The organism is Adlercreutzia equolifaciens, from assembly GCF_029076695.1.
In the GTDB taxonomy this organism is placed as follows: domain Bacteria; phylum Actinomycetota; class Coriobacteriia; order Coriobacteriales; family Eggerthellaceae; genus Adlercreutzia; species Adlercreutzia equolifaciens_A.
In genome coordinates, this window is sequence record NZ_JARFIK010000002.1 from 698,050 (window position 1) to 713,875 (window position 15,826).

Annotated in this window: 12 protein-coding genes; all 12 read left to right on the forward strand. The window is 63.2% G+C overall.

The window, feature by feature from the left end:
- Positions 1-188: 188 nt before the first annotated feature.
- The 12 genes from PZH32_RS08755 to gdhA all read left to right on the forward strand — a co-directional run bounded on the left by PZH32_RS08755 (position 189) and on the right by gdhA (position 15,541).
- Complete coding sequence (locus PZH32_RS08755) at positions 189-1,106, forward strand: SPFH domain-containing protein (protein ID WP_275207596.1); 918 nt, start codon at positions 189-191, stop codon at positions 1,104-1,106.
- Between the two features lie 168 nt (positions 1,107-1,274).
- The gene (rplS, locus tag PZH32_RS08760; protein ID WP_275207598.1) at positions 1,275-1,622 is read left to right on the forward strand and encodes a 50S ribosomal protein L19; all 348 of its coding nucleotides are present in this window, start codon (positions 1,275-1,277) and stop codon (positions 1,620-1,622) included.
- Between the two features lie 82 nt (positions 1,623-1,704).
- On the forward strand, positions 1,705-2,493 hold the full coding sequence (locus PZH32_RS08765; RefSeq protein ID WP_275208224.1) for a ribonuclease HII: 789 nt from the start codon (positions 1,705-1,707) through the stop codon (positions 2,491-2,493).
- A gap of 235 nt (positions 2,494-2,728) precedes the next feature.
- On the forward strand, positions 2,729-3,280 hold the full coding sequence (locus PZH32_RS08770) for a YraN family protein (protein ID WP_275207599.1): 552 nt from the start codon (positions 2,729-2,731) through the stop codon (positions 3,278-3,280).
- Positions 3,281-3,307: 27 nt separating this feature from the next.
- Complete coding sequence (locus PZH32_RS08775) at positions 3,308-4,798, forward strand: YifB family Mg chelatase-like AAA ATPase (RefSeq protein ID WP_275207600.1); 1,491 nt, start codon at positions 3,308-3,310, stop codon at positions 4,796-4,798.
- A complete protein-coding gene (gene dprA / locus PZH32_RS08780; RefSeq protein ID WP_275207601.1) occupies positions 4,798-5,751 on the forward strand; it encodes a DNA-processing protein DprA in 954 nt (317 codons plus the stop codon). The genes PZH32_RS08775 and dprA overlap by 1 nt, the downstream gene beginning before the upstream one ends.
- 89 nt (positions 5,752-5,840) lie before the next feature.
- Positions 5,841-7,217: a methylenetetrahydrofolate--tRNA-(uracil(54)-C(5))-methyltransferase (FADH(2)-oxidizing) TrmFO gene (trmFO, locus tag PZH32_RS08785; RefSeq protein ID WP_275207602.1), complete on the forward strand. Its 1,377-nt coding sequence runs from the start codon at positions 5,841-5,843 to the stop codon at positions 7,215-7,217.
- A gap of 8 nt (positions 7,218-7,225) precedes the next feature.
- On the forward strand, positions 7,226-8,182 hold the full coding sequence (locus PZH32_RS08790) for a site-specific tyrosine recombinase XerD (protein WP_275207603.1): 957 nt from the start codon (positions 7,226-7,228) through the stop codon (positions 8,180-8,182).
- Between the two features lie 587 nt (positions 8,183-8,769).
- Complete coding sequence (locus tag PZH32_RS08795) at positions 8,770-10,080, forward strand: MFS transporter (protein WP_275207604.1); 1,311 nt, start codon at positions 8,770-8,772, stop codon at positions 10,078-10,080.
- Positions 10,081-10,295: 215 nt separating this feature from the next.
- Positions 10,296-13,220, forward strand: a complete 2,925-nt coding sequence (uvrA, locus tag PZH32_RS08800) for an excinuclease ABC subunit UvrA (protein WP_275207605.1) — start codon at positions 10,296-10,298, stop codon at positions 13,218-13,220.
- A gap of 80 nt (positions 13,221-13,300) precedes the next feature.
- The gene (locus PZH32_RS08805) at positions 13,301-14,029 is read left to right on the forward strand and encodes a hypothetical protein (RefSeq protein WP_275207606.1); all 729 of its coding nucleotides are present in this window, start codon (positions 13,301-13,303) and stop codon (positions 14,027-14,029) included.
- Positions 14,030-14,209: 180 nt separating this feature from the next.
- Entirely contained in the window at positions 14,210-15,541 is a 1,332-nt protein-coding gene (gene gdhA, locus PZH32_RS08810; protein WP_343074513.1) for an NADP-specific glutamate dehydrogenase, read from the forward strand.
- Positions 15,542-15,826: the final 285 nt, after the last annotated feature.

Below are 15,826 nucleotides of genomic sequence, written 5' to 3' on the forward strand. Positions count from 1 at the left end.
TGGTGCGGATGTTTCCGCTTCATTTTACTGCGACTTGGCTGAAGGCGCGCGAATTGAGCAGGGCCGTTGCCTCAATGCTATACTGCTGGAAAAGCCTCTGGGTATTGGCGTGCGCTCAAGTCGGAACCACGGGGATGCGATCTGCTGTTCCGCTCCTGCGGCCCGGGCGCAATCGGAAAGGAGTCCCTATGATCTTGCTGGCCATCATTGTCGTTCTCGTCGTTCTTCTGCTGCCTCAGGCGCTGTTCATCGTGCCGCAGCAGAACGTGTACATCATCGAGCGTCTGGGCAAGTTCAACCGCTCAGTGAGCGCCGGCCTCAACGTGAAGATTCCCTTCTTCGAGACCATCGCCGCCAAGGTGGACATGCGCACGCGCCAGGAACAGTTCGGCATCGACGCGAAGACCCGCGACAACGTGACCGTCACCATGGCCATTGCCGCCCAGTACCGCGTGAGCACCCAGCCGGCCTCCCAGGGCCAGCCTTCCGGCGTGTGGCGCAGCTACTATATGCTGGCCAATCCCACGGCTCAGATGCGCTCCTACCTCATCGACGCGCTGCGTTCCAGCGTGCCCCAGTACACCCTTGACGAGGTGTTCGACAAGAAGGATGCCATTGCCTCCGATGTGAACCAGACGGTTTCCAGTCTCATGGTGGCCTACGGCTACGACGTGGTGTCCACGCTGATCACCTCCATTGATCTTCCCGCCGATGTGGAGCAGTCCATGAACCGCATCAACTCCGCCCAGCGCGAGAAGGAAGCGGCCCAGTCGCTGGCCGAGGCCGAGCGCATCAAAGTGGTCACCGAGGCCCGCGCCCGCGCCGAGGCCATGGAGCAGGCGGGCCGCGGCATTGCCGCCCAGCGCAAGGCCATTGCCGACGGCATTTCCGAGTCCCTGGCCGTTATCAAGAGCTCCGGGGTGTCGGCGGCCGAGGCCAACCAGCTGTTCATCTTTACCCAGTGGACCGACATGATGAGCGAGTTCGCCCGCAACGGCCGCCAGTCCACGGTGGTGCTGCCCAGCGATTTCACGGCCACGGCTTCTATGTTCGAGCAGATGCTCGTGGCCCAGGAAACCGATACCGAGGATCCGAATCGTCAGTAGGCTGCGGGCTCCCGAAAACGGCCGCCGCGCCGCGCAGGCCGTTCGTGGACATTCCTCGAAGGAGGGGAAATTTCCCCTTGCACGGGGTGCGGCAGGGCGATATACTGTCAAATCGCGTCCAAACCAAATTTGATGCAAGACCAACGGTGAATATAGAAGGACATGGCAATGGATATCATTCGCGCTATCGAGCAGCAGCAGATCAAGCAGGACCTCCCCGAGTTCAACGTGGGCGACAACGTTAAGGTCCACTACCGTATTACCGAGGGCAACCGCGAGCGTATTCAGGTGTTCCAGGGCGACGTCATCCGTCGTCAGGGCGCCTCTTCCCGCGAGACCTTCACCGTGCGCAAGATCAGCTTCTCCGTGGGCGTTGAGCGTACCTTCCCCGTGCACTCCCCGAAGATCGAGAAGATCGAGGTCACTCGTAAGGGCGATGTGCGTCGCGCCAAGCTGTACTACCTGCGCAACAAGGTGGGCAAGGCTGCCAAGATCAAGGAGAAGGCTTTCCGCTAGGCCTTATTTCTCTTGTTTTGAAAAGGCTCCTTCGGGGGCCTTTTTTTCATGGTAGTGCACCCTTTGGAAAGGAGCCCCGGTGATCGACCTCACCGTCCCCGAGATTCGCCGCAAGCTGCAGGAGGCCGACGAGGCCCAGTTCGCCGTGTTGGAGCGCTCCCTGGTGGCCGACACCCGCAAGGGCGTGCGCAGCGCAGTCGAAGTGGCGCGGCGCCGTCTGGAGGCCGAGCGGGCCGAGGCCGACCGTCTGCAGGGGCTCTACGCCTATCAGCAGGCTCTGGCGGCCGAGCGCGGCGGTAGGGTGGTGCTCGGGCTCGACGAGGTAGGGCGCGGGCCTTTGGCCGGTCCCTTGGCCGTGGGCGGCGTAGTGCTGCCTGCCGAGCCGCTGATTGCCGGCCTCAACGACTCGAAGCAGGTGAAGCCCGAGAATCGCACGGCCATTGCGGCCCAGGTGCGCGAGCAGGCCGTGGCTTGGGCCGTGCAGTATATCGAGCCTGCCGTCATCGACCGCCAGGGCATGACTGCCTCGCTGCGCCAGGCCTTCCGGGCCGCCATTGCCGAGGTGGAACGCCAGGGTGTGACGGTAGACATCATCCTGCTGGACGGCAATCCGCTCCATTTGGACGAGCGCGAGATCAACGTGGTCAAGGGCGACAGTAAATGCGCTGCCATTGCCGCGGCGTCGCTGGTGGCGAAAGTGGCCCGCGATGAGCTTATGGAAGCCTACGATCGGCAGTATCCCGGCTATGGCTTTGCCTCGAACAAAGGCTATGGCTCAGCCGATCACACTGAGGCCATTAGGCAGAAGGGACTTACCCCGCTGCACCGTCGCAGCTTCTGCACGGCCTTTACGCAGGAATCGCTTTTCTAGTCTTTCGAGTTGCTTCTGGCGAGTTTTGAACTGCCTCCCCTTTCTTGGACCACGAGAAATGGGAGGCAGTTCGTTTTCGCAGGCGTTTTCTGACTGACCGTCGCTGATCTGCCGTTTGAGGGAGCGGCGTGGCGCACGTGCGACGCTGCTGCGAACGCAATGCGACTTTGATCCGAATTGTTTTGGACGCTCGGTCCATAAGGTTGCCCTTCGCTTTGACGAAAGGAGCAAACCTATGGATCAACCGCGTTGCTATGAGGAGTTTTTCGAGTTCGAAAGCGATATTCCTGTTTGGGACGATCGTCCTTGCTGGGACGATTTCCCCGAAGGGGAAAAGCGCAAGGAGCGCAAGGGCCGTAAGGGCACCGATAAAGAGCCGGCCTCGAAAAAGAGCAAGAACGCTTCGGGGAAGAAGTCGGCAGGCAAGCGCAACAAGGAGCTTGGCCGGCGCGGCGAGGAGGCGGCGGCCGATTTTCTGCGTCGTCGCGGTTTTCTCATCCTCGATCGCAATTGGACCTGCTTTGCCGGAGAGGCCGATATCGTGGCCATGGACGGCGACGCCCTGGTGTTTGTGGAGGTAAAGACGCGTCGAGGCGTCGACAAGGGCTTTCCCGCCGATGCCGTTAACGAGAAGAAGCGCCGCAAATACGAGAACATCGCCCTGGCCTACGTCCAGCAGCACTATGTCGGCGAAGTGGCGGTGCGCTTCGACGTCGTCTCGGTGGTGGCCGTGGACGGGGGTCGCGCCCTTATCCGCCACCATCCCGGCGCCTTCTGCGGGTGCTAGACCATGCAACACGGGCAATGCGCCGTCATGAGCGCCACAGTGCGCGGGGTAGATGTCATTCCCGTTGCCGTAGAGGTGGTCGTATCGGGTGGCCTTCCGGGCATTTCCATTGTGGGTATGCCCGATGCGGCCATTCAGGAGGCGCGGGAGCGCGTGAAGGCCGCCATTCGCGCGGCGGGTTTCACCGTTCCCAACGAGAAGATTGTCATCAACCTGGCGCCGAGCAATGTGCGAAAGACGGGATCGGGCTTCGATGTGCCCATGGCCGTGGGTATCTTGGCGGCGAGCCAGCAGATTGACCCCGCCTGGGTAAAGGACACGTTGTACGTGGGGGAGCTGTCCCTGGAAGGGCGCGTGCGCCCCGTCTCGGGTACGCTTCCCTGCGCTATTTGCGCGCGGGAGCGCGGCTGCGCCTTTGTTTGCGCCCAAGAGAGCGATCCCGTTCCCTTGGAGGGGGTGGCGACGTTCTCCTTGCGGCATTTGGGTCAGCTGGTCCAGGAAGGTGGAGCCGTCCGGGTGCTTTCCGCCCATGACTCAGCGCCGCGGCAGGCTGCGGCGCTCCCGTCGCTCGACTTCTCCGATGTGGCTGGCCATGAGGTGGCGAAACGTGCCTTTCAGATTGCCGCTGCAGGCTCTCACGGACTGCTCATGATGGGCCCTCCGGGATCGGGGAAAACCATGCTGGCCTCTCGCATCGCCACCATTCTGCCGCCCCTGACGGAGGATGAGGCCATCGAGGCGGCCGTGGTTCACTCGGTAGCCAACGAGCCCATTGAGGGCATCATTGCGGGTCGTCGGCCCTTCCGCAGCCCCCACCACAGCGCCACGCAGGCCGGACTGGTGGGCGGGGGCAACCCAATCCGCCCGGGTGAAATTTCACTGGCTCATCACGGCGTGCTGTTCTTGGACGAGCTGGCGGAGTTTCGCGTGTCGGCGCTGCAAAGCATTCGTCAGCCCCTTGAGTCTGGTGCCGTCAGCTTGACCCGGGCCGACGGCAATGTCACCTTTCCGGCACGCTTCATGCTGGTGGCGGCCACCAACCCGTGTCCCTGCGGCTATTACGGTGACGATCAGCACGAATGCCACTGCACGGTCCCTCAGATTCACGGATACCAGAATCGCATCGGAGGGCCGCTGATGGACCGCATCGATTTGCACCTGGATGTGCGGCGCATCCCGCCTGGCCGGGTGCTTGAAGCGGGGCGGGGCACCTCGTCGGCCCAGCTGCGGGAGGCGGTGGTGCGCGGCCGCGCCTTTGCCGCTTGGCGCAGAGCGCAGGAGGACGCGGTGGGGACGCACGGATCCCGATCGCCGTTGGAGACGTGCGCTCTGGCCGATAGCGCCCGGCAGTTTCTGGTGTCGGTGGCCGAGCTCCGTGCGATGAGCGGTCGCGCAATGGTGCGCACGGCGCTGGTGGCGCGCACCATTGCCGATATGGCGGAGTCGTCTGAAGTTTTGGAAGAGCATGTGGCGGAAGCAATCAACTTTCGCGTGCGGGAAGGAGTGGGAGGCAGCTGATGGGAGTGCGGACGATGGTTTTGGAGGGGCCGCGATTCGAGATTGGTCGCGACGATGCGGCGTTTCCCGCCGCTCTTGCCGCCATATCCAATCCGCCCGAGCGGCTCTTCGGGGTGGGAAACCCCGACGTGCTGCGCGAGGGTTTGGCCGTGGTGGGCGCCCGGAGGGCCACGCCCTACGGGCGCTCGGCGGCCAAGCGCTTTGCGGGTCGAGCGGCCGAGCGCGGCGTGGTGATCATCTCGGGCGGCGCGCGGGGCTGCGATGCCGTGGCCCACGAGGCAGCTCTGGCAGCTGGCGCGCCCACGGTGGCGTTTCTCGGCGGCGGCTGCAATCAGATCTACCCGGCCGAGAACGCTGGGCTCTTTCAGCGCATCATAGGCGGGGGAGGAGCGGTGGTGTCCGAGCATCCGTGGGATTTCCCGCCCCAGGGCTACACGTTTCGGGCGCGCAATCGCCTGATTGCCGGTTTGGCCCGGGCGACGCTCATTGTGGAGGCGGGCTTGCCCTCAGGCACCTTCTCTACGGCCGATGAGGCGCTGACGGCTGGGCGCGAGGTGTGGGTGGTACCCGGGGCCATCACCTCTGCCAGCTCGCGCGGATCGAACCGCCTGCTCTACCAGGGCGCGCTGCCCATCGTCGACGACGATGCCTTTGACGATGCGCTGCTCCAAACCTTCGGATGCCTGCGCTTTCCCGACGAGGAGGCTGAAAAGGAAGCGCCCGCGCCGGCCCGGCCGGGGGTGGAGACACCGACGGAGACTTTGCTCGAGGCATTGCGCGCTGAGCCGCTGGGCATGGAGGCGCTGCGCAATCTGGCCCAAGCGGCGCGTCCCGGGGAAGACTCGTTCACATGGCTCATGGTCTGGCTGGCCACCGCTCAACGCGATGGACTTATCGCCCAGTATCCCGATGGTCGTTACGGCCCCGCTTTGACGGCGGGAAGAAGGAGGTAGCGCTATGAGCGCATCGGTTTGTGAACGGCGGCCGTCCCGTTCCGATTTGACTGCCGTGGAAACCCTGTTATTTGGTATCCTGTTGAGCCATGACACAACACGTAACCATAATCGGCGGCGGTCTGGCGGGCAGCGAGGCGGCTTTGAGTTTGGCGGACCGCGGCATTGCCGTGCGTCTGTGGGAGATGCGTCCCGTCCAGCAGACGGCAGTGCATCACAGCGGGGACTTCGCCGAGCTCGTGTGCTCGAACTCCCTGAAGAGCATGAAGCCGGACAGTGCCGCGGGTCTTCTGAAGGAAGAGCTGACGGTGTTGGGCTCGCCGGTGCTGGCCGCCGCGAAGCGCCACGCCGTGGCGGCCGGGGGTGCCCTGGCCGTCGACCGCGTGCAGTTCGCCGCCGCCGTCACCGAGCAAATAACAGCGCATCCGCTTATCGAGGTGATACGCGAGGAGGCCACGGATCTGGGCGCCCTTGCCCGTCAAAGCGACGCCCTGGTACTGGCGTCGGGTCCCCTTACGTCCGACGGACTCTCGTCCGCGCTTATGGACCTGACGGGGCGCGACGCCCTTGCCTTCTACGACGCAGCGGCGCCGGTGGTCATGGCGGACTCCATCGACATGGACAAGGTGTTTCGCCAGAGCCGTTATGAGGATGCCGAGAGCGGCGGCGACTATCTGAACGCGCCGTTTACGCGCGAGGAGTACGATGCGTTCATCGAGGAGCTGCTGGGGGCCGAGCGCGTTATCAAGAAGGACTTCGAGTCGAAGGATCTCTTCCAGGCCTGTCAGCCTATCGAGGAGATTGCCCGGGCCGGTCACGACGCGCCGCGCTTCGGTACCTTGAAGCCCGTCGGGCTCACGGATCCACGCACGGGGCGTCGCCCCTGGGCTGCGTTGCAGCTGCGGGCCGAGGACGCCTTCGGCACCAGCTACAACTTGGTGGGTTTCCAGACGAATTTGACCTTCCCCGAGCAGCGTCGGGTGTTCTCGATGATTCCCGGCCTGGAGCAGGCCGAGTTTGCGCGCTATGGGGTCATGCATCGCAATACCTTCATTGACGCGCCGCGCCTGCTGGACAACCACAATCGTCTTCGCACGCCTCAGGCCGAGGCTTTGGGCGTGCCGGTGTACGTGGTGGGGCAGCTGGCTGGCACCGAGGGCTACTGCGAGGCCATCCGATCGGGGCTGCACGGTGCCCTGGCGGTGACGGCCGATCTGCGGGGCGTGGCTTTGCCGGAGCTTTCTGTGGACACGGTTTACGGAGCGCTCTTGAACTACGCGACCGACGAGGCTACCGTTGACTATCAGCCCATGCATGTGAATTTCGGTATTATGTGTCCGTTCGAGCAGCGTATCCGCAACAAGAAGGAGCGCTATCGCGCCTACGCCGATCGCGCCAATGCGGCTTTGGCCGACTACCGGTCGGCTCTTGAGGCGGCGGGTCTTATGACGCCGCTGCCGGCCTAGGGGGCGCCGTGGTGGGCAGGCAGGCGGCCGTGTTGGACGATGCGGCGCTTCCCCATAGGGCGGACGTCGACGATTTCTGTGCCATGCTCGTGGTGGAGCAGGGGGCGTCCGATCATACGGTTCGTGCCTATCGCGACGATTTGCTGGCTTATCTGCGCTGGGCGGCGCGTATGGGGCTCGATCCGCTGGCGGTTACCTATCGCCAGTTGCGCCGCTATTTGGCCGAGCTCGATCAGGCGCGCTATGCCCGCACCACCATCAAGCGTCATCTGTCGGCTCTGCGGTCCTTCTTCCGCTGGCTCAATGCGGAGGGCCGCACTGACAACGATCCCGTCAGCGTCATGCAAGCGCCGAAGAGCGCCCATCGACTGCCGAAAGTGATGACGGTGGACGACATGAAGGCGCTGCTCTCGGTGATGGGTCCGGTGGATCGAGAGGGCAACCCGCGTCCCCAAACGCCCGATGACCTGCGAGACCAGGCCCTGCTTGAATTTCTCTTCTCCTGCGGCGCCCGTATTTCCGAGGCTTCGGGGCTGCTGGTGGAATGGGTGGATTTTCCCGCGCTGGAAGTCAAGGTGTTCGGCAAGCGCGCCAAGGAGCGCCTTATCCCTCTGAGTCGGGGAGCGGCCGAGGTCATGGAGCGGTACCTGCGCGAGGCTCGTCCTCAGCTGCTGGGGGAGAAGCAGAGCGATCGGTTCTTTATCTCGAATCGGGGCAACCCCATGAGCGCCGACAGCCTGCGCAAGCGCTTCAAGCGCGCCTTGGCTTTAGCGGGGCTCGATGAAAGCCTCTCGCCCCATGCGGTGCGCCATTCGTTTGCCACCACGCTTTTGGAGGGCGGAGCCGATTTGCGCAGCGTGCAGGACATGTTGGGCCATGCCAGCTTGTCCACCACCCAAATCTATACTCACGTATCGGTGGACCGTCTGAAAAACGTGCACGGCCAGGCCCATCCTCGCGCCTAGGGTTCATCTTTTTTGACGGCTCGTGAACAGTGAGGCGGCGGCCGCGTTTCAAGGCGGTTGCACTGTTCTCACGCTTTCTTTCTGCGCCTTTGAGCGCGGACTGCTTCCCTCAAAATGCTAATTGAATTTTTAGAGGGTTCGTCGGTGTTGATCATGCCGAGACCGCAGGTGAAGGGAGGAGCCATGAGTCGCAAGAAGGCAAAGATGTTGTTCTGGGCGGCCCTCGTTGTGCTCGCCTATATCCCTTACCTTATGCAAACAGCCAGCCACGCCATCATGTAGTGGTGCTTTGGCGGCGGTTTCTGATGGCGACGCCAACGGGACTGTCAGGGCTTGAAGCCCATGATTTCGTTCGGTGGGCCGTGGGCCCGCTTTCCTCATTCCGTTCGTTCTGTCCGAAAATCCGTGAAGGAACCGTGACGACTGCCGATGCGTGGCGCGTCCAGTGGAGGGGTTTCATCGCCGAACGGAAAAGTTGACCTTTCCTCTTGAATTCCCCGTTCAAGGGGTTCATACTGCGCTCACCTTCTCGGGATGTTCCGTTCCTGCGAAGGATGGCTGGCAGTTTCGTTCTCACGGAGGAAAGGATGCAGAAGGCACAGCTCTCGGACGCTCAGTCCCTGCGCGGTTTTATCTTGGCAACCGTCACGTTCATGGCGATTTTCGCGTCGACCGCGGTTCCCATTCCGCTGTACGCCGACTATCAAGCCACTATCGGGCTTACCACGGCGGATATCTCGAACACGATGTTCACCTATCTGACGGCGGTGGCCTTGACGCTGCTCTTCGCCGGTCGCATCTCGGATTCCTTCGGGCGCACGCCTATTACCAGCCTGACGGTGATGCTGGCCATTCTCGGCTGCATCCTGTTTCTGCGTGCGGAAAGCGGCGCCGATGTGCTGACGGCGCGCTTTGTGCAGGGCTTGGCCGCCGGTTTCGGCATGAGTGCCGTGTCGGCCCTGGTCATCGACTGCGTAGGGGAGAAGCATTTGAGCTGGGGCTCTACCGTGGCCAGTTGCGGCTCGATGTTCGGCATCATGATCGGCTCGGTGGGCGTGGGCATTCTCTACGGGCTTGTTCCCCGCCTGAGCGTCATCTACGGCGTGATGATTGCCATTCTGGCCGTGTGCCTGTTCCTGCTGCCCATTGTTCACGAGCCTCTCGACCGCACGGTGTCTCTGCGCGCCTCCATCAAGCCGCGCCTGTTTATTCCTCTGCACCATCGCCGTCTTTTTGCCGTGGTGGGCGTGTGCTATGTGGTTACCTGGACGGTGAGCAACTTCTTCCAGTCCTTCGCGGCACCCATTGCCTATCAGTGTTTCGGGGAGACGTCTCCCATGGCGGGCTCTTTAATTTTGGCTCTGGTCATGGCGCCGTCGCTTTTGGGATCGCCTTTGGTGGCGCGCATGGATCCGCGGCGTGCTTTGATGGCGAGCCTGGTGGTGGTGACGTTGACCACGGCGGCCCTGGGCGTTCTGGTGGGCGTGGGGCAGGAGTATGCGTTTATGGCCGTGTGCGCGGTGTTCAGCGTGGCCATGGGCGTGTGCGTGGCCACATCGCTGCGCATGCTGCTGCTTGAGGTGAGCGTGCTGCAGGTGTCGGCCATTCTGTCCTCGGTGAATCTTGTGGCCTACGCTGGGTCCGCGCTGACGGGCTTGGGAACGGGCGCGCTTCTGGATGCTTCCAGCTACCCGGTGGTGTTCTTTGCCATGGTGGTGCTGCTGGTGGCGGCCAGCAGCTTTGTGTTCGCCTCGCTGCGCGCACCGCAGGAGCAGCGCAAAAGCCATCGCCTTACCCTTAAGGCGTTTCATAAGATGAAGGGGAGCGACGAGCCCGCGACAGCCGAGGCCGAGGGCGCGGTAGCGCTGCCCGACGAGCCGGCGGCAGCTGCGCTTTAGGGTCCTGGGTCGGGCTTGCCGATCATTCGCGGCCAGCGCTGAGATTATCTCAGGGCTCATCTATGCGAAATTCATGAACACGAACAAAAGTTTGATAAATTAATGGTCTTTCGCCTTCGTTCCCGATAGAATACGCAGACGAAAACAACTTATACGGCAACGGGCGGCCTCAGGGCGTCCGTTGCTTTACGTCTGAGAGGGAACAACAGCACATTATGGCCAATGAAATTGTCATCAAGGGCGCTCGCGAGCACAACCTGAAGGACATCGACCTTACCATTCCGCGCGACCAGCTAGTGGTCATCACCGGTCTTTCCGGCTCGGGCAAGTCCAGCCTTGCCTTCGATACCATGTACGCCGAGGGCCAGCGCCGTTACGTGGAAAGTCTGTCCAGCTACGCGCGCATGTTCCTGGGGCAAATGTCGAAGCCCGACCTGGATTCCATCGACGGCCTGTCGCCGGCAGTGTCCATCGACCAGAAAACTACCTCGAAAAACCCGCGCTCCACGGTGGGCACTACGACGGAAATCTACGACTATCTGCGTCTGCTCTTCGCCCGCGTGGGCGTGCCCCACTGCCCGGAGTGCGGTCGGGAAATCAAGAAGCAAACCACCGATCAGGTTACTGACGAGATCCTGCGCCTGGGCGACGGGGCCCAGGGCGAGGCCACCAAGGCCATCATCCTGGCGCCGGTGGTGGCTGGTCGCAAGGGCGAGTTCACGAAGCTCTTCGCCGACCTGCAGAAGGAGGGCTTCTCCCGCGTGCGCATCGACGGCGAGATTGTGAAGCTCACCGGCGAGCCCATTACGCTCAACAAGAAGATCAAGCACTTCATCGATGTGGTGGTGGACCGCGTCACGCTCAAGGAGTCGGCCACCAGCCGTATTGCCGAGGCGGTGGAACTGGCCACTCGTTTGGCCGAGGGCCGCGTGCTTGTGCAGGTGCTGGGCTCCGACGGCAAGCCTCTGGGGGCTGCCGGGGGTACCTCTTCGGGCGCCACGGGCGGCCTGGGCGAGGGCGAGCATTTGTTCTCGCTGGCCCTGGCGTGTCCGGAGCACGGCCACTCCATGGACGAGCTGCAGCCGCGCGACTTCTCCTTCAACGCACCTTACGGTGCCTGCCCCGACTGTCTGGGCATTGGCAGCCGCGACGAGGTGGACCCGTCGCTGGTGGTGCCCGATCCGTCGCTGTCTTTGGACGAGGGCGCCATCGCGCCGTTCAAGAGCGGCAACTATTACCCGCAGGTTCTACGGGCCGTGGCCAAGCATATGGGGGTGGATTCTTCCACGCCGTGGGAGGACATGCCCAAAAAGGCCCAGAAAGCGCTGCTGAACGGCTTGGGAAAAGAGAAAGTGCGGGTGGATTACCGCACGGTGGACGGGCGCGATACCTATTGGTACATCGAGTGGGAGGGCGCTCTGGCCGCGGTCAAGCGCCGTTACACCGAGGCCCAGTCCGACGCTCAGCGCGAGAAGCTGGGCGCCTACTTCGCCACGGTGCCCTGCGAGACCTGCGGCGGCAAGCGCCTGAAGCCGGAAATTCTGGCCGTCACGGTGAACGGCCGCTCTATTCACGATGTTACCGAGATGGCCGCCGTCGACTCCCTGCGCTTCTTCGATGACCTGGACTTCAAGGGCCAGGCAGCCGTCATCGCCCTGCCCATTGTCAAGGAGATTCGCGAGCGTCTGCGCTTTTTGGTGGACGTGGGCCTGGACTATCTGACGCTGGAGCGCGCCACGGCCACGCTGTCGGGCGGCGAGGCTCAGCGTATTCGCCTGGCCACGCAAATTGGCGCGGGCCTCATGGGCGTCCTCTATATTCTGGACGAGCCCTCCATTGGCTTGCACCAGCGCGATAACGAGCGCCTTATTGCCACTCTGGAGCGCCTGCGCGATTTGGGCAATACGGTGGTAGTGGTCGAACATGACGAGGATACTATTCGCGCTGCCGATTTCGTGGTGGACATGGGGCCGCGCGCCGGCGAGCACGGTGGCGAGGTCATTGCCGCCGGCACTCCGGCCGAGGTCATGGCCACCAAGGGCTCCATCACCGCCGATTATCTGGCGGGCCGTCGGCGTATCGAGGTGCCGGCCGAGCGCCGCAAGCCCGGTCGCGGTTCGCTCAAGATGACGGGCGCTACCGAGAACAACCTGCAGAACGTCACCCTGGAAGTGCCCATCGGCACGCTGACGGTGGTCACGGGCGTGTCGGGCTCGGGTAAGTCGTCGCTGGTCACCGATACCCTGGCGCCGGCGTTGGCCAACCGCCTGAATCATGCGCACCGCCGCACGGGCCCGTACCGCAAGATAACCGGCCTGGACAAGCTCGACAAGGTCATCAACATCGACCAGAGCCCCATCGGCCGCACGCCGCGCTCGAACCCGGCCACCTATATTGGCCTGTGGGACGACATCCGCGCCCTGTTCGCCAGCACCAGCGAGTCCAAGGCCCGCGGCTACTCGCCGGGACGCTTCTCGTTCAATGTCAGCGGCGGCCGCTGCGAGGCCTGCAAGGGCGACGGCCAAATCAAAATCGAGATGCACTTCCTGCCGGACGTCTACGTGCCTTGCGAGGTGTGCAACGGCGAGCGCTACAATCGCGAGACGCTGCAGGTCACCTATCGCGGCAAGAACATCGCCCAGGTGCTCGACATGACGGTGGAGGACGCCCTGGCGTTCTTCGAGAACATCCCCGGCATCAAGCGCAAGCTGCAGACGCTCTACGATGTGGGTCTGGGCTACGTGCGTCTGGGCCAGCCGGCTACCACCCTTTCCGGCGGCGAGGCCCAGCGCGTGAAGCTGGCCAGCGAGCTGCAGAAGCGCCAGAGCGGCAAGACCTTCTACATCCTGGACGAGCCCACCACGGGCCTGCACTTCGAGGATGTGCGCCAGCTGCTCGAGGTGCTCGAGCGCTTGGTGGATGCCGGCAACACGGTGCTGGTCATCGAGCATAACCTGGACGTCATCAAGTGCGCCGACCATATCATCGACCTGGGCCCCGAGGGCGGCGACCGCGGCGGCCAGATTATCGCCCAGGGCACGCCCGAGGAGGTGGCCGAGGTGGAGGGCTCCTTCACCGGGCATTTCGTGAAACGCATGCTGGAGGCGGCCAAGCAGCCGGTGGTGGAACTGGCGGAGTAGCGGCCGAGTCCCCAAGGAAATAGTGAAGCTGTGGCCCTGTCCCCAGTCGGGGGCGGGGCCACGGTATAATAGCGGGCAGTATGAAGAAGCGAACCCGCGAAAAAGTAGCTCTTTTGGTCTTCGCCCTCCTGGTCATCCTGGGGGGTGCTGTGCTTATGCGCTACTTCGAGACGGGGCGATCGTGGAATGTGGCGGCCTCGGCGGTGGACGACGTGTTCGGGCAGATGCAGGGCTACACCACCATTGTCTACGACGGCACCTACGATCCGCTCGACGCCCTGCGCCCGGCGGTGGACCCCACCGACGAGGAAACCAAGGCCCCCGAGACCATTGGCGCCATGGTGGCCGCAGAGCTTTCCCGTTTGCCCTTGGACATGATCGAGCGGCCTGTGTATGCCTCGGACGTGCGCTCGTCCTACGAGGAGAAGGGCTCCGGAGTCATCACGCTGGATCTTGACGATCTGCAGCGTTACGCCGAGCCGGCGGTGCTGCGGGCCGGCGATCGGAAGATCGGGGTGGTGGCGGTGGATTACTACGCCACCAAAAAGCGCGTGGCCCAACTGCGCCAACAGCTGGTCGACTTGGGCGCCGAGTCCTTCGTGTGCCTGGTGCCGCGGCTTTCGTGCCTGGCCACCACTGACGGGTTCCAGGCGGTCATTGTTGCCGATGACTCCCAGGCTACGGCAGGGGAGGCGGTGGACAACGGCAACGGCACGCTGGTGATCTACGCTCCCGAAAAGGAGCAGGTAGGCGTCTTGCTGCTGACGGCCCTCAACGTGCCCTCCTCCAAGGTGTATTCGTCGCTCTAAGGGTTTCTGCGGCCTGTTGCCGCCGCTGACCCTCGGTTTCACCCCCTTGTTTCTCCTTTTGTTTCTGGTCAGTTAATAAGTCATCGTTTCGAAAAACGCCGTCTTATAATGACCGCAACGCACGGGACGTCGTGCAGGATGCGACGGTTTTTCGCCGTCCGAGCAACTAGGAGGTCCGCATTGAGTTACGTCGACAACGTCATCGAGCAGGTTAAGGCGAAGAACGCCGAGCAGCCCGAGTTCATCCAGGCCGTCACCGAGGTACTGCAGTCCCTCGAGCCGGTCATCGAGGCCCATCCCGAGTACGAGGCCGCCAGCCTCCTGGAGCGCATCGTAGAGCCCGAGCGCGTCATCATGTTCCGCGTGCCGTGGGTCGACGACAACGGCAAGGTGCAGGTGAACCGCGGCTTCCGCGTGCAGTTCAACAGCGCCATCGGCCCCTACAAGGGCGGTCTGCGCTTCCATCCGTCCGTGAACCTGGGCATCATCAAGTTCCTGGGCTTCGAGCAGATCTTCAAGAACAGCCTGACCACGCTGCCCATGGGCGGCGGCAAGGGTGGCAGCGACTTCGACCCGAAGGGCAAGTCCGACATGGAGGTCATGCGCTTCTGCCAGGCCTTTATGACCGAGCTGCAGCGTCACATTGGCGCCGACACTGACGTTCCTGCCGGCGACATCGGCGTGGGCGGCCGCGAGATCGGCTTCATGTTCGGCCAGTACAAGAAGATCAAGAACGTGTTCGAGGGCGTGCTGACCGGCAAGGGTCTGTCCTTCGGCGGCTCCCTGGCCCGTACCGAGGCCACCGGCTACGGTGTGGTGTACCTGGTACAGGAGTACCTGAAGTGCCATGACGACTCCTTCGAGGGCAAGACCGTCTGCATTTCCGGCTCCGGCAACGTGGCCATCTACGCCACCCAGAAGGCTCAGCAGCTGGGCGCCAAGGTGGTTACCGTGTCCGACTCCACCGGCTGGGTGTACGATCCCAACGGCATCGACGTGGCTTTGCTCAAGCAGGTCAAGGAAGTGGAGCGCGCGCGCCTCACCGAGTACGCGAAGCGCCGCGAGGGCGTGGAGTACCACGAGGGCCGCGGCGTGTGGGTCACCCCCTGCGACATCGCCCTGCCCTGCGCCACCCAGAACGAGGTGCACATGGAGGACGTGCAGAACCTGGTGAAGAACGGCTGCAAGATCCTGGCCGAGGGCGCCAACATGCCCACCACCCTGGAGGCCACCGAGTACCTGCAGAACAACGGCGTGGTGTTCTTCCCCGGCAAGGCGGCCAACGCCGGCGGCGTGGCTACCTCCGGTCTGGAGATGTCCCAGAACTCCGAGCGTCTGTCCTGGACCTTCGAAGAGGTGGACGCGAAGCTCAACGGCATCATGGTGAGCATCTACCATGCCATCGACGACGCCGCCAAGCGCTACGGCCATGAGGGCAACTACGTCATGGGCGCCAACATCGCCGGCTTCGAGAAGGTGGCCGACGCCATGATGGCCGAGGGTATCGTTTAAGTTCCGTTCGCCCTGACGGGACGAACGGGAACGTCGACGCTGCGGCTCCGACAGGCACCTGGCCTTGCCCCTTGTTTGGGGCACGGCGTTGGCCGAAGCCAACTTGGCCCCAAGGCGGGGCAATTCCAGACGCCTGTCGGACCCTCGCTGACTTCCTTGGGCAAACCGGCGACTTCTCTTTTTTAGAAGACCCTTCGGGGTCTTCTTTTTTTGACCGAGTACGTAAGGTGCTGCTCGTCGGTCTCGCTGATTTCGGAAGCTATAGCGCTAAATTTGATATGATGG